General features: G+C 60.8%; 23 protein-coding genes. 17 read left to right on the top strand and 6 right to left on the bottom strand.

Annotated features, from left to right (window positions below; genetic code table 11):
* Positions 1 to 35 precede the first annotated feature (35 nt).
* The 8 genes from AKL25_RS16150 (at position 36) to gcvH (ending at position 7,555) form a co-directional block, all read left to right on the top strand.
* Positions 36 to 971, top strand: a complete 936-nt coding sequence (locus AKL25_RS16150) for an ABC transporter permease (RefSeq protein WP_050478845.1) — start codon at positions 36 to 38, stop codon at positions 969 to 971.
* On the top strand, positions 968 to 1,972 hold the full coding sequence (locus AKL25_RS16145; RefSeq protein ID WP_050478725.1) for an ABC transporter ATP-binding protein: 1,005 nt from the start codon (positions 968 to 970) through the stop codon (positions 1,970 to 1,972). Before AKL25_RS16150 ends, AKL25_RS16145 begins: the two co-directional genes overlap by 4 nt.
* Before the next feature lie 16 nt (positions 1,973 to 1,988).
* Entirely contained in the window at positions 1,989 to 2,993 is a 1,005-nt protein-coding gene (locus AKL25_RS16140; RefSeq protein WP_050478724.1) for an ABC transporter ATP-binding protein, read from the top strand.
* Between the two features lie 62 nt (positions 2,994 to 3,055).
* Positions 3,056 to 4,636 carry an ABC transporter substrate-binding protein gene (locus AKL25_RS16135; RefSeq protein WP_050478844.1) on the top strand — a complete coding sequence of 527 codons (1,581 nt, stop codon included), beginning with the start codon at positions 3,056 to 3,058 and terminating at the stop codon, positions 4,634 to 4,636.
* A 43-nt stretch (positions 4,637 to 4,679) separates the two neighbouring features.
* Positions 4,680 to 6,026, top strand: coding sequence for an acyl-CoA thioesterase/bile acid-CoA:amino acid N-acyltransferase family protein (locus AKL25_RS16130; RefSeq protein ID WP_050478723.1), 1,347 nt, complete (start codon positions 4,680 to 4,682; stop codon positions 6,024 to 6,026).
* Positions 6,023 to 6,544: a CMD domain protein gene (locus AKL25_RS16125; RefSeq protein ID WP_050478722.1), complete on the top strand. Its 522-nt coding sequence runs from the start codon at positions 6,023 to 6,025 to the stop codon at positions 6,542 to 6,544. Before AKL25_RS16130 ends, AKL25_RS16125 begins: the two co-directional genes overlap by 4 nt.
* Positions 6,545 to 6,557: 13 nt before the next feature.
* On the top strand, positions 6,558 to 7,148 hold the full coding sequence (locus AKL25_RS16120; protein WP_050478721.1) for a peroxidase-related enzyme: 591 nt from the start codon (positions 6,558 to 6,560) through the stop codon (positions 7,146 to 7,148).
* 29 nt (positions 7,149 to 7,177) lie between these two features.
* Positions 7,178 to 7,555 (top strand): glycine cleavage system protein GcvH, encoded by a 378-nt coding sequence (gene gcvH / locus AKL25_RS16115; RefSeq protein WP_050478720.1) that lies wholly within the window; start codon positions 7,178 to 7,180, stop codon positions 7,553 to 7,555.
* 231 nt (positions 7,556 to 7,786) lie between these two features.
* On the opposite strand, the gene AKL25_RS16110 is transcribed toward gcvH, so the two are convergent.
* From AKL25_RS16110 to AKL25_RS16100, 3 genes are all read right to left on the bottom strand, one after another.
* Entirely contained in the window at positions 7,787 to 8,176 is a 390-nt protein-coding gene (locus tag AKL25_RS16110) for an NUDIX hydrolase (RefSeq protein ID WP_050478719.1), read from the bottom strand.
* Between the two features lie 57 nt (positions 8,177 to 8,233).
* Entirely contained in the window at positions 8,234 to 10,309 is a 2,076-nt protein-coding gene (locus AKL25_RS16105) for an ATP-dependent helicase (protein WP_050478718.1), read from the bottom strand.
* A gap of 272 nt (positions 10,310 to 10,581) precedes the next feature.
* A complete protein-coding gene (locus AKL25_RS16100; RefSeq protein ID WP_050478717.1) occupies positions 10,582 to 11,427 on the bottom strand; it encodes a CPBP family intramembrane glutamic endopeptidase in 846 nt (281 codons plus the stop codon).
* Between the two features lie 431 nt (positions 11,428 to 11,858).
* Between AKL25_RS16100 and AKL25_RS16095 the strand changes: the two genes are divergently transcribed.
* A complete protein-coding gene (locus AKL25_RS16095; RefSeq protein WP_050478716.1) occupies positions 11,859 to 12,140 on the top strand; it encodes a hypothetical protein in 282 nt (93 codons plus the stop codon).
* A gap of 551 nt (positions 12,141 to 12,691) precedes the next feature.
* On the top strand, positions 12,692 to 14,260 hold the full coding sequence (locus AKL25_RS16090) for a GGDEF domain-containing protein (protein ID WP_240475762.1): 1,569 nt from the start codon (positions 12,692 to 12,694) through the stop codon (positions 14,258 to 14,260).
* Here AKL25_RS16090 and AKL25_RS16085 read toward each other — a convergent pair.
* Positions 14,245 to 15,132, bottom strand: coding sequence for a LysR family transcriptional regulator (locus tag AKL25_RS16085; protein ID WP_050478715.1), 888 nt, complete (start codon positions 15,130 to 15,132; stop codon positions 14,245 to 14,247). The two genes, AKL25_RS16090 and AKL25_RS16085, sit on opposite strands and share 16 nt — an antisense overlap.
* A 135-nt stretch (positions 15,133 to 15,267) precedes the next feature.
* On the opposite strand from AKL25_RS16085, the gene AKL25_RS16080 reads away from it, so the two are divergent.
* The 5 genes from AKL25_RS16080 (at position 15,268) to AKL25_RS16060 (ending at position 19,080) form a co-directional block, all read left to right on the top strand.
* On the top strand, positions 15,268 to 15,783 hold the full coding sequence (locus AKL25_RS16080) for a GlcG/HbpS family heme-binding protein (RefSeq protein ID WP_083444741.1): 516 nt from the start codon (positions 15,268 to 15,270) through the stop codon (positions 15,781 to 15,783).
* Between the two features lie 18 nt (positions 15,784 to 15,801).
* Entirely contained in the window at positions 15,802 to 17,397 is a 1,596-nt protein-coding gene (locus AKL25_RS16075; protein ID WP_083444740.1) for an MFS transporter, read from the top strand.
* A 36-nt stretch (positions 17,398 to 17,433) separates the two neighbouring features.
* Positions 17,434 to 17,649, top strand: coding sequence for a DUF2970 domain-containing protein (locus AKL25_RS16070; protein ID WP_050478714.1), 216 nt, complete (start codon positions 17,434 to 17,436; stop codon positions 17,647 to 17,649).
* Between the two features lie 105 nt (positions 17,650 to 17,754).
* Complete coding sequence (locus AKL25_RS16065) at positions 17,755 to 17,967, top strand: hypothetical protein (protein ID WP_050478713.1); 213 nt, start codon at positions 17,755 to 17,757, stop codon at positions 17,965 to 17,967.
* 96 nt (positions 17,968 to 18,063) lie between these two features.
* Complete coding sequence (locus tag AKL25_RS16060) at positions 18,064 to 19,080, top strand: 2-hydroxyacid dehydrogenase (RefSeq protein ID WP_050478712.1); 1,017 nt, start codon at positions 18,064 to 18,066, stop codon at positions 19,078 to 19,080.
* Between the two features lie 61 nt (positions 19,081 to 19,141).
* On the opposite strand, the gene AKL25_RS16055 is transcribed toward AKL25_RS16060, so the two are convergent.
* Together AKL25_RS16055 and AKL25_RS16050 are read right to left on the bottom strand one after the other, a co-directional pair.
* Complete coding sequence (locus tag AKL25_RS16055; RefSeq protein WP_050478711.1) at positions 19,142 to 19,828, bottom strand: GntR family transcriptional regulator; 687 nt, start codon at positions 19,826 to 19,828, stop codon at positions 19,142 to 19,144.
* Between the two features lie 234 nt (positions 19,829 to 20,062).
* Positions 20,063 to 21,343, bottom strand: a complete 1,281-nt coding sequence (locus AKL25_RS16050) for a C4-dicarboxylate transporter DctA (protein ID WP_050478710.1) — start codon at positions 21,341 to 21,343, stop codon at positions 20,063 to 20,065.
* A gap of 233 nt (positions 21,344 to 21,576) precedes the next feature.
* Between AKL25_RS16050 and AKL25_RS16045 the strand changes: the two genes are divergently transcribed.
* Complete coding sequence (locus AKL25_RS16045; protein WP_050478709.1) at positions 21,577 to 22,830, top strand: allantoate amidohydrolase; 1,254 nt, start codon at positions 21,577 to 21,579, stop codon at positions 22,828 to 22,830.
* A 44-nt stretch (positions 22,831 to 22,874) separates the two neighbouring features.
* A partial coding sequence (locus AKL25_RS16040) for an aromatic amino acid ammonia-lyase (protein WP_167541895.1) occupies positions 22,875 to 23,825 on the top strand: 951 nt, incomplete at its 3' end.

Here is a 23,825-nt window from a genome sequence, read left to right as displayed (position 1 = left end):
AGATTGTTGCTCCCAAGCCGGAGCCGGCAGCGCCGATGACGCAGGAAGAAGTGCGCGCCAGAGTGGCCGCCTTGTCGGCATTCCAGACGCCGCGCCGCGAGTCGCCTTGGCGCCGCGTGATGCGCGGCTTCCTGGCGTCGAAGACGGCCATGTTCGGCCTGGCGGTCGCCGTCCTGCTGATGGTCGCTGCCCTGGCGGCGCCCTGGCTGACGCCGCAAAACCCTTACGACCTGATGCAGCTGGACGTGCTCGACGCACGCCTGCATCCTGGCAGCGCCAACGGTCTCGGCACGTTCACCTACTGGCTGGGCACGGACGGGCAGGGGCGCGATCTGTATTCCGCGATTCTGTACGGCTTGCGCATCAGCGTCGGCATCGGCGTCGGTTCGGCCTTGCTGGCCGGCGTGATCGGCACGCTGATCGGTTTGCTGGCGGCGTATGCCGGCGGCAAGGTCGATGCGCTGCTGATGCGCCTGGCGGATCTGGTGCTGTCGTTTCCGTCGATCCTGGTGTCGATGCTGATCCTGGCCTACCTGGGCAAGGGCATCTTCAACGTCATGGCGACGCTGGTGGTGCTGGAGTGGGCTTACTACGCCCGCACCGCGCGCGGCCAGGCGTTGGTCGAGCGGCAGAAGGAATATGTCGAAGCCGCACGCGGACTCGGCGTGTCCGGCTGGCGCATCATGGTGCGCCACATCCTGCCCAACTGCCTGCCGCCGCTGATCGTCATCGGCACGCTGCAGATTGCGCGCGCCATCACGCTGGAAGCGACCTTGAGTTTCCTCGGCCTCGGCGTGCCGATCACGGAACCGTCGCTGGGCTTGCTGATTTCCAATGGCTATCAATACATGCTGTCCGGCGAATACTGGATCAGCTTCTATCCCGGCATCGCCTTGCTGGTGGTGATCGTGGCGATCAACATGGTCGGCGATCGCCTGCGCGACGTCATGAATCCGAGGTGGCAAAAATGAGTGCGCCGACACTTGAAGTACGCAATCTGCGCACGCACTTTTTCACACCCGGCGGCGTGCTGCCGGCGGTGGACGACGTCTCGCTGACGCTGGAGCGCGGCCGCATCCTCGGCCTGGTCGGAGAATCCGGATCGGGCAAGACCGTGACCGGTTTCTCTATCCTCGGTTTGCTGGATGCGCCGGGCCGCATCGTCGGCGGACAGATTCTGTTCAAGGGGCAGGATCTGGTGACGCTGGACAAGAAGTCGCTGCGCAGCCTGCAGGGCAACCGCATTGCGATGATTTTCCAGGATCCGATGATGACCCTGAATCCGGTCCTGCGCGTCGAAGCGCAGATGATCGACGCCGTGCTCGCGCACAGCAAGGTCAGCCGCGACGAAGCACGCCGGCTGGCGCGCGATACGCTGGGCATGATGGGCATCGCCAGCCCGGACGAGCGGCTGCAGGCCTATCCGCATCAATTGTCCGGCGGCATGCGCCAGCGCGTGGCGATTGCCATCGCCATGCTGCACAAGCCGGACCTGATCATCGCCGACGAGCCGACCACCGCGCTCGACGTGACCATCCAGGCGCAGATTCTGTCCGAGGTGCAAAAGCTGGCGCGCCAGCATGGCACCGCGCTGATCTGGATCACGCACGACCTGTCGGTGGTGGCGGGGCTGGCCGATGATGTGGCAGTGATGTATTCGGGGCGCATCGTCGAGCAGGGCAAAGTGTCCGAGGTGCTCGACCGGCCGCTGCACCCTTATACGCAAGGCCTGATCGGCAGCCTGCCGAGCAACAACCGGCGTGGCGAACGCCTGCGCCAGATCCCCGGCCTGACGCCGAACCTGCTGCATCTGCCGCCGACCTGCGCCTTCGCCGCGCGTTGCGAGCGTGTCAGCGAACAATGCCTCACGCGTCCGGAAATCACGGAGCCGCTGGAGGCGCATTTCGTGCGTTGCTTCCATCCGGCCATGGGGCTGGATGCTGCGAACACTGGGGAGCTGCGCCATGGATAAGGCAGCACGACAAACAATGGAAAAAGTGACTCCGCTGGTGGAGGTTCGGGAGGTCGGCAAGCGTTTCGGCGAGCGCAAGCCGCGGCCGTTCGAATCGCAGCTGATCGCGCGCGGCTGGATGCGTCCGGCGGCGGTCACGCAGGCGCTCGATGCGGTCGACCTGCACGTCATGCCCGGCGAAGTGGTCGGGCTGGTGGGTGAATCCGGTTGCGGCAAGTCGACGCTGGGACGCATCGTCAGCGGGCTGCTGTCGCCCTCATCGGGACAGGTGCTGGTCGATGGCGTCGACCGCAACCGGCTCAGCGCACGCGAACAGCACGCCACGCGCCGCAAGGTGCAGATGATTTTCCAGAATCCTTACGCCAGCCTCAATCCGCGCCTGCGCGTCGACGAAATCGTCGGCGAAGCCGCGCTGATTCACGGCATGACCGACAAGGCCGGTCTCGACGACTACGTCAGCGCGCAACTGCTGCGCGCCGGACTCGATCCGGAACTGCGCGACCGCTATCCGCATCAGTTCAGCGGCGGCCAGCGCCAGCGTATCGGCATCGCCCGCGCGCTGGCGGTGCAACCGCAGATGCTGGTGGCGGACGAGGCGGTGGCGGCGCTGGATGTGTCGATTCAGGCGCAGATCCTCAACCTGTTCAGCGACCTGCGCCAGCAGCTTGGCCTGACCTATCTGTTCATCAGTCACGATCTGGGCGTGGTCGAACATGTGTCGGATCGCGTGGTGATCATGTATCTGGGACGCATCGTCGAGAGCGCCGGCGTCGAAGAATTGTTCGCGCGGCCGAATCATCCCTATACGCAGGCCTTGCTGGCCGAAGTGCCGCGCCTGCAGGCGCGCAACAAGTCGTTCACGGCGATCAAGGGCGAGATTCCGAGTCCGCTGAATCCGCCGCCGGGTTGCCACTTCCATCCGCGCTGTCCGCACGCCATGCCGCGCTGCCGGCAGGAGGCGCCGGCGCTCAAGGAAGTCGCACCGGGCCACATGAGCGCGTGTCATTTGAACGATCAGTAGCATTGCAGCAGGCAGCATCGATATAAAACAATCTCTATCCACCACTACCGAGGATGATGAACATGAAGAAAACCGTACTTTCCCGCCTGCTGGCCGTTGCGCTGCTGGGTGCCGCAGCCGCCGCCACTTCGGCCGGCGCGCAAACGCTGAACATTGCATTTGCCGATCCGCTGTCGTCGCTTGATCCGCAACTGAACAACCACGCCGGCGACCGTTCCGTCGACCTGCACTTCTGGGATCTGCTGGTCGAGAACAATTACAACAAGCTGCAACCGGGCCTGGCTGCCAGCTGGAAAAACATCGATCCGAAAACCTGGGAATTCAAGCTGCGTCCCAACGTCAAGTGGCAGGACGGCAAGCCCTTTACCGCCGATGACGTGATCTTCTCGTACCAGCGCGCACGCGCCGTGCCGGGCAGCGTGGCGACCTTCGCCGGCTATTTGCGCACAGTGGAATCGGTGACTGCCAAGGATCCGCTGACGCTGATCATCAAGACCAATATCGCCAATCCTGACTTGCCGCTGAACCTGGCATCGGTGCATATCGTCAGCAAGCATGTCGGCGAAAAATCGCAGACCGAAAACTACAACAGCGGCGCGGCCATGGTCGGCAGCGGTCCGTACAAATACGTTTCCTACACGCCGGGCGACCGCGTCATCATGGAACGCAACAACGACTACTGGGGCCAGAAGCAACTCTGGGAAAAGGTCAATTACCGCTACATCAACAACGCCGCTGCGCGTACGGCAGCATTGCTGTCGGGCGATGTCGACGTGATCGACAAGGTGTCGGTGTCGGATCTGGCCAAGCTGAAGCAGTCGCCGAACGTCAAGGTGTTCCCGTACAACGGCCTGCGCGTGTTGCTGCTGCAACCGAGTTTCCATGAAGGCCCGAGCCCGTTCATCACCGACAACAACGGCAAGCAGCTCGACAAGAACCCGCTGCTCGATGCGCGCGTGCGCAAAGCCCTGTCGCTGGCGATCAACCGCAAGGCGCTGGTCGACCGTATCCTGCAGGGCGCCGCAACCGAAGCCAACCAATGGATGCCGGCCGACACCTTCGGCTACAACCCTGACATCAAGAACATCCCGAACGACGTGAACCAGGCCAAGAAGCTGCTGGCCGACGCCGGCTTCCCGCAAGGCTTCAAGCTGACCATCCACGTGCCGAACGACCGCTATCCGCAAGCGCCGGAAACCATGCAGGCCGTGGCGCAGTTCTGGACCCGCATCGGCGTGAAGACGCAGGTGGAAGTGTTGCCATGGGCGTCGTACGCCGCACGCGCCAACAAGAATGAGTTTGCCGTCAGCGTGCTGGCATGGGGCAACGGCACCGGCGAAGCCAGCTATGCGCTGGTCAATGTGCTGGCAACCGTCGACGCCAAGAAGGGCCTGGGCGCTTCCAACTGGAACCACTACAGCAATCCGGCTATCGACAAGGCGCTGGCCGATTCGACTGCCGAATTCGACGCCGCCAAGCGTGAAGCGATCCTGCGCAATGCAGCCAAGATCGTCTCCGACGATGCCGGCGTCATTCCGCTGTATCACTATCAGAACATCTGGGCCGCCAAAAAAGGCCTGAAGGTGACGCCGGCCAGCAGCGACCGCACCACCGCGATGATGGTGACGCAGGACAAGAAGTAATTGCTCAACTATTGCTTAACTGGTCGATGAGGAGGGCTGCAATATGACTACGCCTGATTCCATGCTGATGATCACCGTCGTGCCGGCCGACGGCCTGATCGATGTGCCGCGTCGCATTGTCGTCACCGGCGCTGCGCCGGGCGAGCTGGTGCAGGTATCCAGCCGCACGCTGCGCGCCGGTGCGGCGTGGCAAAGCAACGCACGCTTTGTGGCGGACGCCGCCGGCCATGTCGACTTATCGCTGGCGCCCGCGGTTGAGGGCGACTACCAGGGCATTTCTGCAATGGGCCTGCTGTGGTCGCAAACGCCGGAGCAGGAAGGCCGGCGCGAGCTGTTTCATGCGGATGTGCAGCAGCCTTTGGCGACGACCTTGCGGGTTCAGGCCGCAGGCGGCGAGGCCGAGGCTGAACTGGTGCAACGCTTGTCTGCCGACGGCGTGATCCGCAGGGAAGTGCGCGAGCAAGGCCTGGTGGGCACGTTGTTCTTGCCGCCTGCATCACACGGCGCCGGACCGCATCCGGCGGTGATGATCCTCAACGGTTCCGGCGGCGGCATCAACGAACCGCGCGCCGCTTTGTATGCGTCGCACGGTTACGCCGCTTTTGCGCTGGCGTATTTCAAGGCGCCGGGGCTGTCGGATTACATTTCCAACACGCCGCTGGAATATTTTGAACAAGGCCTGGACTGGCTGCGCGCCACCCTCAGGCCGCTGCACGATTTCGTCGCCGTCAGCGGCCAGTCGCGCGGCGGCGAACTGGTGCTGTTGCTGGGGGCCACCTTCCCGGAAAAAGTCTCGGCCGTGCTGGCCTATGTGCCGAGCGCGCTGGTGCACAGCGGCCAGAACGCCTGCGATCCGGCCATCGGCCGGGAAGGGCCGACCTGGCTGCTGGACGGCAAGCCCTTGACGCATCAATGGGAAAACAATCGTCACGCCAGCTGGGCGCCGTTTGACCAGGGCCCGCCGCCGCATCGACATGCACTGGCCATGCTGACCGCATTGCAGGACAAGGACGCTGTCGCAAGGGCGCGTATTCACGTGGAAAAAATCCAGGCGCCGGTGCTGCTGTTCTCGGCGACCGACGACGGCTCGTGGCCGTCCAGTGTGTATTCGAGGATGGTCAGCGACAAGCTGGAAGAAGTCGCGCATCCCCATGCGGTGGAGTGGCACGACTACCAGGACGCCGGCCACGCGATTCTGTTTCCCTATGTGCCGACGACGCAGATCAGCTACGCCCATCCGGTTTCCAAACGCATCAGCACCGGCGGCGGACAGCCTGCCGCCAACGCGCATGCCGATCATCATTCATGGCAGCACGCGCAGCAATTTTTAAAGAATGCCATTGCCAGAAAGCAGGAGCAGGCATCTCTCACTCGAAAGGAAGTTTCATGACGACGCAAGTGGAATACAACATCGACAACGATGTCATCGACAAGCTGGTCGGCTTGCAGGCCGGCAGCAGTCTGCACGCCTTGCGCCACCAGCGCGAGAAAGTCGCCGTGGCGACCCAGGGCAGCTACGACACGCTGTTCGATCCGGCGCTGGAAGGCATCGGCCTCGACGAGCGCCTGCTGGTGGCGCTGTATGCCTGCCGTCTGGCCGGCGCGACGGACGTGGCGGCGCATTACCGCGCGCGTCTGGATGCCTTGCCCGCCGATGCCGTACAACTGACTGTCGCAGCCTCCGGCGAACCGGAGCAACTGCCTGCAGGCCGCTTGCGTGCGATGCTGATCTTTACCCGCGCTTTGACCGAACGTCCGGTCGAAGGCGACAAGGCTGCGCTGCATACGCTGCCTGCCGCCGGCATCAGCACGCCGGCCGTGGTGGCCTTGTCGCAACTGATCGCCTTCGTTTCCTATCAGATCCGCGTCGTCGCCGGTCTGAAGGCGATGAAACTGGCAAGTAATTGAGAGCGGAGAAATCATGAGCACCATCATCAAATCGCACGGCTTCACCAACGAATCGCTGGAATGGCAGGCCTGGCTCGATGTGATCGATATCGACAAAGCCAGCGAAGACCAGATCAAGGTTCTTGAGGAAAGCCATCCCAAGGCCAAGACCTCGGATTACTACCTGTTCCTCGGCCATCAGCCGGAAATCCTGCGCCAGCGTTCCGCGGCGTTCAACGCCATCATGTACGCGCCGGGCGGCATGTCGCGCGCCGAGCGCGAACTCGGTTCTATGGTGGTGTCGCGCATCAACGGTTGTGTCTACTGCGCCTCGGTGCATGCGCAGCGCTTCGAACAACTGGCCAAGCGCAACGACACCGTGCAGCAAGTATTCGACGATCCCTATACCGCCGGCACCGATGCGCGTGAAAAAGCGATCTCGCAGTTTTCCATCGATCTGACCAAAAATCCCAACGACGTCAATGCCGCCGGCATCCAGGCGCTCAAGGACGTCGGTCTGAACGAGCAAGAGATTCTCGACCTGATCCATTCGGTCGCGATCTTCGCCTGGGCCAACCGTCTGATGCTGAATCTGGGCGAACCGGTTTTTCCGGCTTCGGCATAAGCTGAAGCACATCACAACAGGAGACAGACATGCTGATACCCGACAATCTGGTCTACGCCGACACCCATGAGTGGATCCGGCAGGAAGACGACGGCACGCTGACGATAGGCATCACCGATTTCGGCCAGGACCAGCTGGGGCCGCTGGTGTATGTGCAGACGCCGGAGGTCGGCAACGTACTCAAGCGCGGCGCCGATGCCGGCGTGGTGGAGTCCAACAAGACCGCCTCCGATGTGCACGCGCCGGTCGACGGCGAAGTCGTGGCGATCAACACGACGCTTGGCAATACGCCGGAAGCGATTAATGCGGCGCCGTACGAGCAATGGATTTTCAAGCTGCGGCCGATGTCGCCGTTCGACGAATCGGCGTTTCTCGATGCCGCGGCCTATACGAAGATGATAGGCTGATGTCTTGTCTGTTTTAGAAAAAGCCGCGTATAGGATAGGACTTTTTTATTACGCTAGCAAAGACAGGGCGTGGATTCATCCGATATGGAAAAAGACAAAAAATCGGCGCCATTGAACTGAAACGACGCAATCTCGCGCATGCCTATCCTGGCATGGGCTCGTAGCGATGTCTCGTTGTCGCGCTGGATATTCGTTGAGTGCTGATCTGGATGTCGGCTGCATTTGGCATGCTTACTTTCCTGGCGATGTTTTGCAAATGCGTTGAATCGACTGCCGGTAGCCATCCGGCAAATTGGCTGGCAGCGCGTCCGGAGCAAACAATCCGATGCGTTTGTGTTCATGGCTGACTGACGGTGTGAAGGGGCCGGTCAGCGTACAGTTATAGGTCGCGATGAAAACGTGTCTGGACGGAATCACTTCAAACAAATAGGTATCCAGCAGTGCGCCGACGACGACTTCAAGGTTGAGTTCTTCGCGGATTTCGCGCGCCAGGCATTCGGCGGAAGACTCGCCGGCTTCGATGCGCCCGCCAGGGAGTTCCCACTCTTCGCGTTCATTGAGAAGCAGCACGACTTCGCCGTCGGGGGTATGCAAGACGCCTTTGATGGATACCGGGTACATGGTGTGTTCCTGAGTGCTGATGCTGTCGATATGATTGCAGGGCTGCTTCTTGACGTGCTATTTCCACATGCCGCGCATGCGCGCCGCGACGTCGACGCGCATCTGTTTTGCGTCGGGTCGTCCGCTCGGGCCGACCGCAACCACCGGCCATGCGCTGCTGGAAAAGTGCTGCAATATGCCCGGCGGGATGAAACGCGTGCGCGATGCATAGACGTGACGGTCGCCTTGCGCATGCTGGCCGCCGGTGAAGAATTTCTGCGGCACCATCAAGTGCAGGTCGTCCCTGGCGCGCGTCATGGCGACGTACAGGAGCCGGCGTTCTTCTTCGATTTCGTCGGTGCTGCCGGTGGCCAGGTCGGCGGGGATACAGCCGTCGACCACGTTGAGCACATAGACCGATTTCCATTCCTGTCCCTTGGAGGAGTGAATGGTGGAGAGAATCAGATAGTCTTCATCGAGCAGGGGAATGCCGGACTGGTCGCTGGTGGCATCCGGCGGATCCAGCGTCAGCTCGGTAAGAAAACGCTCGCGCGACGGATAGCCCGAGGCGATCTGTTCCAGCTGCAGCAGATCGGCCTGGCGCGTGGCGGCGTCTTCGTGCTTGCGTTCCAGATGCGGTGCATACCAGCTGCGCGCGTGGGCGATTTCAGCGGGCCAGCCGGTTTTGCCTTGCGCCATGAATTGCAGCACTTCGACGAAGGTGCGCCAGTCGTCGCCGGCGCGCGGCGGGGCAGGCAGGGTGGACAAGGCGGCAATCGGGTCGGCCTGCGTCGACATGGCGTCGAGCGCCTTTTGCGCGGCGCCGGGGCCCACACCAGGCAGCAATTGCATCAGGCGGAAGCCCGCCACGCGGTCGCGCGGATTCTGCACGAAGCGCAGCATCGCCAGCATGTCCTTGACGTGGGCGCTGTCGAGGAATTTGAGTCCGCCGAATTTGACGAAGGGAATGTTCCGGCGCACCAGTTCGATTTCCAGCGGGCCGCTGTGATCGGAGGCGCGGAACAGCACGGCCTGTTCTTTGAGCGTACTGCCGGCTTCGCGATTTTCCAGCACACGCTCGACGATGTAGCGCGCCTGCTCGGCTTCGTCGCGTACCGATACCAGATGCGGCTTGTCGCCGGAGCTGCGCTCGGTCCAGAGATTTTTGGTGAAACGCTCCAGCGCCTTGTCGATGACGCTGTTGGCGGCGGCAAGAATGGCTTGCGTCGAACGATAGTTGCGATCGAGCGTGACGATGTCGGCCGGCGGATCGAAGGCGTGTGGAAAATCGAGGATGTTACGCACGGTCGCCGCGCGGAAAGAGTAGATCGCCTGCGCATCGTCGCCGACCACGGTCAGGCCGCGGCCGTCCGGCTTCAGCGCCAGCAGGATGGACGACTGCAGCCGGTTGGTGTCCTGATATTCATCCACCAGCACATGGTCGAAGCGGGCGCCGATGTCGCCGGCCAGCACGGGGTCTTCGATGGTCTGCGCCCAGTACAGCAGCAGGTCGTCGTAGTCGAGCACGTTGTGCGCCTGCTTGGCTTCGACGTAGGCGCCGAAGAGCGTGCGCAATTGCGCTTCCCATTCGGCGCACCAGGGGAAGACCTTGTGCAGGATACTGTCGAGCGGGGCTTCCGAATTCACGACGCGCGAGTAAATAGCGAGGCAGGTGGCTTTGAGCGGAAAGCGTTTTTCCGTTTTGGACAGGCCCAGTTCATGCCGCACCAGGTTCATCAGGTCGGCGGAATCTTCTCGGTCATGGATGGAAAAACTGGGATCGAGGCCGATCTGGTCGGCGTATTCGCGCAGCAGTCGGGCGCCGATGCCGTGGAAGGTGCCGGCCCACGACAGCGCATCGGCCATGATGCGGCCGTTGGCGCCCATTGCTTCGCCGCAGATGCGCTGCACGCGGCGCGCCATCTCGACGGCCGCGCGGCGCGAAAATGTCATGAGCAGAATACGGCGCGGATCGGCGCCGTTGACGATCTGGTGCGCAACGCGGTGCGCCAGGGTATTGGTCTTGCCGGAACCGGCGCCGGCGATCACCAGCAACGGGCGGGCAGACGCAACATCGCCTTGTCCGGGGAGGATGCCGAATTCCACCGCCTGGCGTTGTTCGGCGTTGAGTTTTTCCAGATAGTCGACGGTCATTCTTTGCTTGGCGGGTGCAGCGGCTGATGTATGGATTCGGGATGCGGCCGTGCCGCATGAGACACGGCCGGACAACATGCAGGCGAATCGCTTATTTTACTGTTGTTTTATATGGTCTATCCACTTCATACGAATGGCTCTGCAGCCTGCCGAAGATCTTCAAGATCTTGGTTGCGAACAGCATCGTACCGTCATGGTTTGTTCTGATACGCGAGGCCACATTTCAAGATATATTTCAAGAAAAGCAAATAAAAAATTGCCAGTGAAAGTCGTTAAATCGGCTGCAACGCCGGGTAGGTAAAGAGAAAAAAATGCGCGGAGTTCAAGAAAAAATGACTCAGGACCGCAGCCTGAAATCCGCCAAAGCGATAGGCCAATCCGTAGCCGACGCCAGCGATACTGGCCAGCACCATCAATTGCCAACCACCTGCTGCATGTGACAAACCGAAGAAGAGCGCCACGACACCAATCGCTAACGCGTCTTTATATGGGTATTGCTTCAGCATGCGGCTGATGCCGCCTTGCAAGTAGCCGCGAAAAAACGCTTCTTCGGCAAAAGAGACGAGCAACAGATTGTTGAGCATCCACAACCAGCTGACCGCAGGAAATTTGGGAATCCACGCAACCATTCCCAGCACGACTGCCAGCGCCATGCAGGCAGCTGTCGCAATCAGCGCGGTGCTTACGCCTGCAATGAGCGCTGCCCGCAGGTCGCGCGACGGCCGAATCCATGGAAACAGTAGCACCAGCCAGAAGCCAACCAGAGGCTTATCCAGGTTGAGGTACATAGTAAAGGGGACTGCATCCGCTGTGATGCGTTCTGGTCCAAAAACCTTGGGGTTGTGAAAACCAGGGAATAAATGAAGGCTAAGTGCCAGGGCGAGCACAATAAATAAGGCATGTCCGAAATATTGCCAAAGCCGATGGCGCTGCTCTGTTACGGCGGCCGCCGCTAAGAGCAACAAAATGACGGGCAGGATAGCCGTTATGCTGAGTTGCCCATCAAGCAGCGCGACGCCATAAGCGGTTAGCAACAGCGCCAGACTCAATAACCGAAAATTGCATAACGATGTCACAAAAGCAGCAAGAAAAATGGCGGTCCACTGTATTACAAACATTGCGTACGTCCCATAAAAATTGAGTTCTTAGGCTAGCATATATTGCCTTTTGGAAACAATGTCATTTGATGGAACTAAGTGGATGGCCTATTGTTTTATACGGTCATCAGGTCCGTTGCATATCGCCGCGAACGCCATCGCGTCGTTGCCGGGAATGTCGCTGCAAATACATTTGCCGCCGATGAAAAACCGTCAATGGATTTTGCCGGACAGCTGTCTATACTGCGGTGATGCCTTGATGATAAATTGGCAAATGAAAATCGTCGTATGCTGCAACGCCAGATCCGGCGCGGTTTGGCGGCCCGGAGCAACCTACCGGGAAGAGTTGAAAACAGTTTGATTTTCTTTGCGAAAAACCGTCCGGGCGCTTGTGCTCGGCAGTGATCTCTGGGTAGAATTTCCTTCCGACAACTCCATATAGAGGTGTGGCTATGAACAAGACTCTCGCATTGCTCGACTGTTTGGCCCAACTCAAGGAGGCGCAAAGTTGCGCAGACGCCTTGCTCTCCGATATCGTCGCCGACGCGGTCCGCGCGAACAAAGGCAAGGGCGATGTCCCCAAGCCGGCTACCCTGAAAGCGTTTCGCAACGCGCTGAAATCGGCCAACACGCATTGCTATCAGGCGGAGCTGATCCTTGCCGAGTTTGATGCCTTGCAGACGGTCATGCCGATCGGCAAACAGCAGCTTCCTTCCGTCGCTTACAGCATCTGATCCCGCCACCCGGTCCGCATCGCCTGAACGGTGATTGCGGACCGGGTGTCCGGACGATCGATGGATTCTCGTCTTCCGCCGGCGCACCAAAACACGCGACCCGTCGATGGCGCCTGACAAACTTTGTGCAGCTGATAACCAATATGTCGCATATACCGCGCATGTTGCTGCTGTCTGGACCTTTCGTTCTGCGATCATCTTTCGTTTGCCGCACGCCGTCACTGAAAATGCATGGCGTCCTTTTTGTTGTCGATCTGAAATAAGAACCTCATTGTCTCCGTCGCAGCCGGGAATAAAAATCGGGCAGGGCCGACAAGAAAATCCCGGCGCGTCGAAATTCATGCCGGCAATCGCGGAACATTGTTGCTGCAAGGCACTCCTAAAAGCGTCACGTAGTTCATTTGAGTGACAGACCACGCGTAACTTTGTGTCTACAATGGACCCGGCAGATATATTGCTTATGCATAGGCATCGGTCCGCGGCATGTCTACACATGTTCCTCGATGTACATACCCTGTTGCCAGGGAGTTAAATTGCGATCCGGATTTTCATTGAAAGCAAAATGGCCCCGCGCCCTGATCCAGGATGGATGGGGTCTGTCCGTTTGTTTCGTGCTGCTGTCGTCGCTGGTGCTGGTGGTGATCTGGGGCATCACGATGATGCATGTATCCAGCGAAAAGAAGCTGGCCATGGAGAGCGCCTCCGGCGAAAGCAAGAACATGGCGGCGATCATGGCTTCCAATCTCAACGACAGACTGGATCGCGCGATGCTGTACGGAAGCGTCGCCAACAAGGTGCTGGACGGCGACGCCGGTGCTGCCGACTACCTGAATTTGCTCTTCAACGGCGATACCGCCTATGTCCGCTCGGCGGTCTTCGACGCCGATATGAAACTGCGCTATTCATCGAGCGGCTCGCCGACCGAGAGCGGTTTTGCCGATCTGATCCGGCAAACGCATCCTGCCGCAGTTGCGAACGTCGACGGCGCAGCGCCCCAGGTCGGCGCCATCGTGCTCGGCAAAGCAGACGGTTACGCCTGGCGGATTCCCTTGCTGCTGCCCTTGAACAGTCCCAGGAACAACGTGCACGGATTCTTTGTGGCGGTGCTTGATCTCGGCCGCTTCCTTACCGACTATCAACAGATCGGCGACGGGTATCGGGTCTCGGTGGATAGCGCATCGGGTGCGCCGCTGGTGGTGCTCAGCGACGGCAAGCTGAGCGGCGGCAGCGCGAGAGGCATGGTCAACAAATTCAACGGCAACGACGATATCCGGAGCGCCCAGAGTGCGCCGGGCGTCAGCAATTATCGAAAGCTTGCTGGTTATCCTCTGATCATCACGGTCAGCCTGGACCCTGATTTCATCGTCGCCGATCTGACGCAATCGCACTACGAATATGTGCGCTATGCGATTGTCATTTCAATCGCCGTCATCTCGCTGACGCTGATCCTGATCGGCATTTCTTATCACCGCAAAAAACTGTACCAGCGCCTGGAACGCTCCGAGCGGGAAAAAATCTGCCTCATCGAACAGCTGGAAAAAGAGAAGACCCGCGCCTATCAACTGGCCTCGCACGACTATCTGACCGGTATTCCCAACCGCATGCTGTTCAACGAACTTGCTGCGGCTGAATTGTCGCGCGCCAAACGCAGTCCGAATCTTTACGCCCTGTTCTTCATCGATCTGGACGGCTTCAAACCGATCAACGACACGCTCGGTCACGCCGTCGGCGATCTCTTGCTGCAATCGGTCGCGCAGCGCCTGTGCGCCAGCTTGCGCGAATACGATCTGGTGGCGCGACTGGGCGGCGACGAATTCGTTGTCCTGCTCTCGGATATCAAGTACCAGAGCCAGATTGCGGATATCGCCGACAAGCTGGTCAAGACTGTCGGCGCGCCTTTTCTCAATATTGCCGGACACGAGGTGTGCACCAGCCTGAGCATCGGCATCGCGCTTTTCCCCGACGACGGCCATACCGTCGACGAACTTCTCTCCAAGGCCGACACGGCCATGTACGTCGCCAAGAAAGCAGGCAAGGGCGCTTATCGCTTTCACGACTCGGGCATGCACGGCGGACACGTCAGCCGGCTGCCGGCCGGCACGCGCTATTTGTCCGCCTGAGCGGCCTGCCGCGATTTCAACTGTTTGAGAAACGCGCGCACCACCGGCGACTTCTCATGGCGGCGCGATGCCAACGCAATGGCGCCGGGAATACTCTTTCCTTCAATTTCCCGGTATACGACGCCCGGCATATGCACGCGCTGCATCACCGATACCGGCACGATCGCAACGCCTTGACCCAGCGACACCAGGGTAATGACCGCCACCAGGCCGCCGGGATTGGCAACCGTACGCGGTACGAAGCGTCCGCGCCGGCCGACTTCCATGGTTCCCGAGGCTTGTTCCGGCAGGATGAATTGTTCGGCGGCGAGATCGGCGGCCGGCAGGATTTTTTTCTGCGCCAGGGGCGAGTCTGCCGGCAGCGCCGCGACGAAATCATCGTACAGCAGCGTCAGAAACGTGACGTCCGGCGGACAGGCGACGGGTGGACGAATGAAGGCCAGATCCAGGCGACCGTCGCTGACCATGACGGGGAGGCTGTCCATCGGAGCTTCGATCAGATTCAGCTTGACCAGCGGATAAGTGCTGCGAAAGCGCGCCACCTCGGTTTGCAGCAAGCCTGAATACGCCGCCGAGGCAATGTAGCCGATCTCGATGCGCCCGATCTCACCGCGGCCTGCGCGCCGCGCGGCGTCTTCCGCCAGCGCCGCCTGATGCAGGGTGCGCAACACCTCTTCGCGAAATACTTCCCCGGCCGAGGTCAGATGCACCGAACGCTTGGTGCGCTGGAACAGGCGCACGTCGAGCAGGCGTTCGATTTCCTGGATCTGCTTGGTCAAGGCCGGAGGCGAAATACCGAGTTGCTCCGCTGCGCGGGCGAAATGCAAGGTCTCGGCAACGGCGGCGAAACAGCGGAAGTGGCGCAGTTCCATGAGGGTTCCATTAATTAACTACAGAGAAATTAAATTGAAGTTTATGTGTAATAAAGATAATTATAGGCAGGATTAGAATGAGCCGCATCTCTTCTCGATCTTCTTCTCCATCTCTTCTCCCTGCGAGGAATTACCATGCGTCTGAACCGGACTGTTGCTGCAATCTCCCTGTGCCTGCTGGGCGCGGTGTCGACAAGCTTGAGCGGCAATGCCGCCGCTCAGCAAAAAGAGGGCGCTGTCGCGAGCAAGCGCGTACTGTCGCTCGATATGGCGAAAGCCATCGTCGCTGCTGCGCAGGAAGAAGCACGCAAGAACGGCTGGCCCGGTGCGATTGCCGTGGTGGACGACGGCGGTTGGCTGATTCTCGCCGAGCGCATGGACAATGCGGCGACGACGCTGGGCGCAGGCGTGGCGACGGAGAAGGCGCGCACCGCCGTCTTGTTCAAACGGCCCTCCGCCGATCTGGAAAACGCCGTCAACAACGGCCGCCCGGCAGCCATCACCGCCGGCCTCGTCATGATGGAAGGCGGCTTGCCGATTGTGATGGACGGCCAGGTGGTCGGCGCCATCGGCGTCAGCGCCGACACCAAGGTGCACGACAGCCTGATCGCGCGCGCCGGCCTGGCGGCGCTTCCATCGTTGAAGCCATAAGCATTCGGAGTCGCCGCCATGAGCAAGCATCCGTCCATCCCCGGCCATGCCGCCGCCGCTACTGACGACAGCGGGCGTCCGGACGCAGAGCGCCGCAAAGGACGCAATATCCTGCTGATCTGTTCCAGCGTGTGCGCCCTCATCGTGCTCGACACCAATATCGTGGCGGTGTCCCTGCCGTCGGTGGCGCGCTCGCTGCATGCCGACTTCAGCGATATCGAATGGATCGTCAGCGCTTACATGCTGGCGTTTGCGTCGCTGCTGTTGCCGGCCGGCAGCCTGGCCGACCGCTTCGGCCGCAAGCGCATGATGCTGCTTGGACTCGGTTTGTTCAGCATCGCTTCGCTGGGATGCGGGCTGGCGTGGTCGGTGGACGTGCTGCAACTGTCGCGCGCGCTCAAGGGCGTTGGCGCGGCGATGTTGCTGACGTCGGCATTGGCCGTGATCGGCCATGTCTTTCACACCGAGAAAGACCGCACGCACGCCTGGGCCGTATGGGGCGCCTGCATGGGCGTGTCGATGACGGTGGCGCCTTTGCTGGGGGGCGTGATCACGCAACTGCTCGGCTGGCGCTGGATCTTCCTGCTGAATTTGCCGGTATGCCTGTGCCTGGGCACGCTGGTATATCGCGAGGTGGGCGAATCGGGCGATGCCGGCGCCGCGCGTCTCGACCTGTGGGGCAGCGCCTTGCTCAGCGGCGGTTTGTCATTCCTGATCTGGGGCTTGATCAATGCCAACGCTTCCGGATGGAGCAGCCACGCCACGATGCTGCGCGTCTTCGGCGGGCTGGTGTTGCTGGCCTTGTTCATTCCCGTGGAATTGATGCAGCAGCGGCCGATGATCGACCTGCGGCTGTTCCGGCGTCCGCCTTTCGTCGGGGCGGTAGTGGCGATGTTCGGTTACGCCGCCGCGGCGCAGGTGATGATGACCTTTCTTCCCTTGTACCTGCAGAATGCGTTTTCGTATTCGGCTATCGCGGCCGGACTGGCGATGTTGCCGTTTGCGCTGGCGATGATGATTTTTCCACGCGTCGGCGTCGTGCTGTCGCAGCGGATGTCCTTGCACGGTCTGATGGGGCTGGGGATGGCGCTGGTCTGTGCCGGCAACGTGCTGGTGGCGATTGCGGCGTACCAGGCTGTCTACTGGATGGTACTGGCCGGCATGATCGTCACCGGCAGCGGGGCGGGGCTGCTCAACGGCAACACACAAAAGGCCATCATGCTTTGCGTACCGCGTGAGCGTACCGGCATGGCCTCTGGCATCAGCACCACGACCCGCTTTTCGGCGATCGTACTGGCGATCGCGTGTCTCGGCTGCGTATTGACGGTGCGCACCGGCAGCTACCTGAAAGATGCCTTGGGGCATGCCGGGTTGCCGTTACCGTCCGATCTCAATGATGTGGTCGGACGCATCGTCGCCGGCGACAGTGCGACCGCATTGCCGGCGTTGCACAACAGCGCGCAGGCGCTGCATCTGGGCCAGATCGGCTTTGCCCATGCGTTTTCGCTGCTGATGCTGGCCGCCGCCGCGATTGCCGCGATCGCGGGCGTGCTGCTGTTCCGCCTGATGGGCAGCGGCGCCAGGACGGCGCAAGCCGACGCGGTTGCTGTCTGAGTCATCCGAACTACCTACCGATCCGGAGAAACAAACATGAAACCGCTGCCATCCCTTGCGACACAGAAGCGCTCCTTTCTCAGCACGCTGGCGGCGGTATTCTGGTCATTTGCCGGTTTGCGCCGGCGTGCCGACTATGAAAAAGATGCGACTTCGCTTAATCCTTTCTATGTGATCGCAGCAGGATTGATTGCGGTCGGCATTTTCATTGCGGTTTTGCTGGTCGCGGTGCGCATGGCGGTCAGCGGCTGAAGTACGGTAAAACTACGGTTTCGCCATGCTGCATAAGGTTTCCGGCATGGATGTTGCGTGTTCTGCCGTCAATGATGCAGTTGTCTTCTTGATAGGAGAATTGAGATGGCTACCCAAGACTTGCGGCAATTCCTGCGGACCTATGGAAGATATCGCCAGGACGGCATGCATCATCGGCAGCGCGCCGGTGCGTTCATTCTGGTGACTTTGCTGCTGTTCTCGTTCTCTGCGCATGAGGTGCAACTGGACGCTGCGATGACGCACATGATGGCCGTGCTCGGCACAAATTGCGCCTGGTGCTCGGTGACGCCCTATTGATCTGGCGCATGCCTGTCGGGTTCGCCGTGCGGTAAGATCGTCCTCATTTGTCCCGTTGCCGATACCGGCGACACGGATCTCCTGGAGGAGCGAAACATGCCGGATCCGGTCAAGGTCGTGATGTTCAGCGCACAGCGCTACGATCAGCAATTTTTCGACGACATCAATGCACGGCAATTTGCCGGGCAGCAGTTTCATCTTGCGTACCAGGCTGTCGCATTGACAGCAGAGTCGGCAATCCTTGCGCACGGTTGTGCTGCGGTGTGTGTGTTCGTCAACGACGTGGTCGACGCCGAGGTGCTGGCGCAACTGGCTGGGTTGGGCGTGAAGACGGTCTTGCTGCGTTGCGCCGGATTCAATAATGTCGATCTCGCTGCGGCGCGCCGGCTGGGTGTGCAGGTGGCGCGCGTGCCGGCGTATTCCCCCGAAGCCGTTGCCGAACATGCGATTGCGCTCATCATGACGCTCAATCGCCATACCCATCGCGCCTACAATCGGGTACGCGAAGGCAACTTCATGCTGGACGGACTGCTCGGCTACACCATGCACGGCAAGACCGTCGGCATTGTCGGCACCGGCAAGATCGGCGTGGCCACGGCGCGCATTCTGAAAGGCTTCGGTTGCATCGTGCTGGGCCACGATCCTTATCCTTCAGCGGCATTCCGGGAGACCGGCGAGTACGTCGATCTCGACGTCTTGCTGGCGCGCGCCGACATCGTTTCGCTGCATTGTCCTCTGAGCCCGGCCACACATCATCTGATCAACATCGTGAGCGCAGGCAAGATGAAACCGGGCGCGATGCTGGTCAATACGTCGCGCGGCGCGCTCGTCGACACCGCTGCGGTGATTGAAGCGCTCAAGTCGCGCCATCTGGGCGCATTGGCGATTGATGTCTATGAGCAGGAGAGCGAATTGTTCTTCCGCGATCACTCGTCCGAGATCATCGGCGACGACGTGTTCCAGCGACTGATGACGTTTCCCAACGTGCTGGTGACCGGCCATCAGGGATTTTTCACGAAAGAAGCATTGAGCGAAATCGCCGCTATTACCCTGGGCAACCTGCAATGCTATATGGAGGGGCGCAACTGTCCGAATGAAGTCGCGGCGGGTTAGAAATGCGAACGCCATCCTGACATCGCGTCGGATCGGGCTTGGTGCCGATCAACAGCTGCAGCTACAGCAACAATTCCTTCGCCAGATCCCGCTTGGGATCGCTTGGCGTGTCGAACTCCAATGCCTGCTCCACATGATGCAAGTGATGCAGCATCAGCTCAACCGCTTCGTCGGCCTTGCCAGCCTTCGCCGCAGCGATAAAGGCGCAATGCTCTTCCGTCGAGCAGATCGCGTCGCGCGTGGATTGGTACAGCATGGTGATCAGCGAGCTGCGGCCGGCCAGTTTGACCAGGATGTCGGTCAACACTTCATTGCCGACGATATTGGCCAGCAAGATGTGAAAGTCGCTGAGCAGCGTCGACCGGACCTGAGGATTGTTCTCTTCGATGGCGCGGCGTTCTTCGCGCAGATGCGCTTCCAGCCGTGCGTAGTCGTCGGCGCTCGCACGCGCAACGAATTCCCTGACCATGGCGGCCTCAAGCGTGCGGCGCACGAAGAAGATGTTGCGTGTTTCTTCCACGGTCGGTTTGCTGACGAAAGCGCCTTTGTCCGGAATCAGGTCGATCAGCTTGTCCTTGGCCAGCATCACCAGCGCTGCACGGATCTTGGTGCGGCTGACCTGGTAGACGCGCGCCAGCGCTTCTTCGCGGAGTTTTGCTCCGGGCGGAAGACGCTGTTCGGCGATGGCGATGGTGATGTCGCGCGCGATCGCTTCGGAGCTGTCGGAGGGAAGAGCTGCTTCGGTCATAGGATGGACAGGCGTTGTTGTATGAGGTGGTTTCTGGAGAGACACCGAATTGTACCCCTGTATTTTGCGCTATCCATCCCGAAACCTGTCTGCGATCTTACTGCGAGGCCATGATCCGGCGTCGGGCGGTGCTCCGAATCCTCATGTACTGAAGTACATTCCAAGAGTTCCAACTGAGGTCCGCTCCGGCCGCCACCGGCTGATGGCCTCTCGCTACAGATCGCAAACAGGTTCCTATTCAAACGTCGCGGCTGGAATCTCACCGTTCAGCACGGCGCGGGCGCGGGTCTTGTCGATGTCTTTCTCCCATGTCGCGACTACCACGGTAGCGACGCAATTGCCGAGCAGATTGCCCAGTGCGCGGGCGATGCCGACGAACCAGTCGATCGACAGCACCAGCACCAGGCCGACCACGGGAATCGCCGGAATCGTCGTCAGCGTCGCCGCCAGGATCACGATGGCGGAACCCGGCACGCCATGCGCGCCCTTGGACGTGATCAGTGCAATCGCCAGGATCATCAGCAGGTCGCCCATGGCCAGATGCGTGTTGGTGGCTTGCGCGATGAAGACTGCGGCCATGGTGAGGTAGATGGAAAACGCATCAAGGTTGAACGAGTAACCGGTCGGAATCACCAGGCCGACGGTTGATTTCTTGATGCCCATATGTTCGAGCTTCTTCATGATTTGCGGCAGCACGCTGTCGGATGAGGCGGTCGCCAGCACCACAATCAGCTCTTCACGCAGGTAAGCCATCAGCTTGAAGATGCTCAGGCCGGAAGTGCGCAGAATCGCGCCCAGCACCACCACCACGAAGAAGATCACCGCGCCGTAGAACAGCAGCACCAGCATGCCCAGTTGCTTGAGCGAGCCGACGCCGTAGCGGCCGACCGTGAAGGCGATGGCGCCGAACACGCCCAGCGGCGCCAGGCGGATGATGAAAGACATGCACTTGAAGAAGGCTTCCGACAGCGAAGAAATCAGGGCGGCCGTCGGCTTGCCCTTGTCGCCGATCAGCAGCAGGGCGCAGCCGAAGATGACCGAAATCAGCAAGACCTGCAGCACGTCGCCTGAGGTGAACGCGCTCACGATTGTGCTCGGAATCAGCTTCATGATGAAGTCGGCGAAACTGGTGCCCTTGACCTTGCTGGCCGTCTCGACATAGCTGGACAGGCCGCTGGCGTCGAGATTGGTCGGATCGATGTTCATCCCCGCGCCCGGCTGGAACACGAAGGCCAGGATCAGGCCGAGGACGAGCGCGATGGTCGTCACGATTTCAAAGTAGATGATGGCCTTGACGCCGACGCTGCCGACCTTCTTCAGGTCGCTGGCGCCGCAAATGCCTTGCACCACGACGCAAAACACGATCACCGGGATGATCATCTTGATCAGCTTGATGAAGCCGTCGCCGAGCGGTTTGAGGCTTTGGGCAAAATCGGGATAAAACAATCCGACGACGATACCGGCAATGAGGGCGACGACGACTTGCCCGAATAAAGATTTCAAAAATCGATTCACCTTGGTCTCCTGATGTTGTTCTGGATAGGCGCGTCATAGCGATGGCGCGTCCGCTGTGCAGCTTCTCTGTTTCAGCTTTTTGTGTTTTTTCAATAACGCAGCCGCTCCTCCGGCTGTTGTTCCTTTACTAATTTGAATAAATTTTTTGACGCGCAGGAACAAGCTCACTATATTGCATACAATATGTGAATACAATAAAAATATGCAATCCAGACGAGACCAAGGAGACAGCCATGAAAAATGTTCCAGAGCAATACCAGCGTTGCGGGCAAGAGATCATGCAGCGCGCCGATGCACTTGCCGTCCACACCGAGGCCGAGGGCATGCTGACCCGCACCTACCTGACGGCCATGCATCATGCCGCCGCGCAACAACTCAGCGAGTGGATGACGGCAGCCGGCATGCAGGTCCGGCGCGACCATGCCGGCAACGTGATCGGCCGTTATGAGGCCGCTCCCGGCCGTACCGGGGCGGCGGCGCTGGTCACCGGCTCGCACTTCGATACGGTGCGCAACGGCGGCAAATACGACGGCAACCTCGGCATCCTGTTGCCGGTGTCGTGCATTGCGGAGTGGCATCGCGCCGGCCGGCGTTTTCCCTTTCCTATCGACGTGATCGGTTTCGCGGAAGAAGAGGGCGTGCGCTTCAAGGCGACCTTGCTCGGCAGCCGTGCAGTGGCCGGCACCTTTGACAAGAGTGTGCTGAACAACCTCGACGAGCAAGGCAACAGCATGCGCGAGGTCATGCGTGCCGCCGGTTTCGATCCGGACCGGCTGGATGCGTCGGCATGGCCGGCTGCGGAGGTCGCCGCCTTCGTCGAGGTGCATATCGAACAAGGCCCGTTGCTGCTCAACGAAGCGCTGCCGGTCGGCGTGGTGACGGCGATTTCCGGCGCCACGCGCTTCATGGGCGAGCTGCAAGGATTGGCCGGACATGCCGGGACGGTGCCGATGCACATGCGCCGCGATGCGGCGATGACGGCGGCCGAGATCGGCCTGTACATCGAACAGCGCTGCAGCGGCCGCGCCGGCCTGGTTGGCACCATGGGCATCATGGAAGTGCCGAACGGCGCCGCCAATGTGGTGCCGGGCAGCGCGCGCTTTTCCATCGACATTCGCGCCGAGCAGGACCAGATCCGGCAAGACGCCGTGGAAGACGTGATCTCCGAAATCGATCGTATCTGCGCGCGCCGCAATGTCGGCGTCAGATTGCGCAAAACCCATGAAGCCGGCAGCGTCCCGTGCGCCGCCCATCTGCAACGGCAACTGGCAAGCGCCATCGAGGCATGCGGCTTGCCGCTGCGCCATCTGCCGTCAGGCGCCGGACATGACGCCATGGCGCTTGCCGCCATCGCCGACGTTGCCATGCTGTTTGTCCGTTGCGGCAACGGCGGCATCAGTCATCACCCGGACGAAATCATGACCCCGGAGGACGCCGCGATCGCCGCGCAGGTGTTCAGCCGCTTCGTTGAAAACTTCGCGGCCTGACGACGAGTCCGCCGCGCTTCTCTATTTCATTGCAAAGGAATCCCATGACCACCATCACCATCGACGGTTTCAAGCTCAACGCCGAACAAGTCGTCAGCGTCGCACGCGCCAAGAACGGCTCCTACGCCAAAGTCGCCCTCGCCGAATCCTCGCGCGCCGCCCTCAAGCAAAGCCGCGACTTCATCGAATCCACCTGGATGCACGACGAAGCGCCCATGATGTACAGCTTCAACACCGGCGTCGGCCTGCTCAAAGACACCCGCATCAAGGTCGAACATATCGAACTGTTCCAGACCCAGCTCATCAAGGCCCACAGCGCCGGCATCGGCGAACCCTTCTCCGAAGAAGTCAGCCGTGCCACCATGCTGCTGCGCGCCAACGCCTTCGCCAGCAACTACTCCGCACCACGCGTGGAAGTCGTCGATCGCCTGCTCGCCTTCATCAACGCCGGCATCCATCCCATCATGCCGCAGAAAGGCTCCGTCGGCGCCTCCGGCGACCTCGCGCCGCTGGCCTACCTGGCCGCCGCCATCGTCGGCTTCGACGAAGCCGAAGTCATGTACCAAGGCAAACGCATGAGCGCGCCCGAAGCCATCACCAAAGCCGACATCGGCCCGGTCAAATTCGACCTCAAAGCCAAAGACGCCTCGGCCCTCATCAACGGCTGCACCGCCTCGCTGGCCGTGGCCGTGCTGGCCGCCCACGACTCGCGCAACCTGCTCACCGACGCCTGCCTCTCGCTCGGCCTCACGCTGGAAGCCATGCGCGCCGAAATGTCCGCCTTCGATCCGCGTATCCAGCAAGCGCGTCCGCATGCCGGCCAGATCAAGACTGCCGCCGTCATCCGCAGCTTGCTCAAGGGCTCCACCCGCACCACCCACGAAGCGCGTTCGGTGCAACTGCCGGACGAACTGCGCCGCACCGACATTCCCTACTCATCGCGCATCCAGGACGTCTACTCGCTGCGCTGCGCCCCGCAAGTCTACGGCCCCGTC

The organism is Herbaspirillum rhizosphaerae (assembly GCF_001189965.1).
GTDB classification, from domain to species: Bacteria; Pseudomonadota; Gammaproteobacteria; order Burkholderiales; family Burkholderiaceae_D; genus Herbaspirillum; species Herbaspirillum rhizosphaerae.
This window is presented reverse-complemented; position numbering and strand designations above follow the sequence as displayed.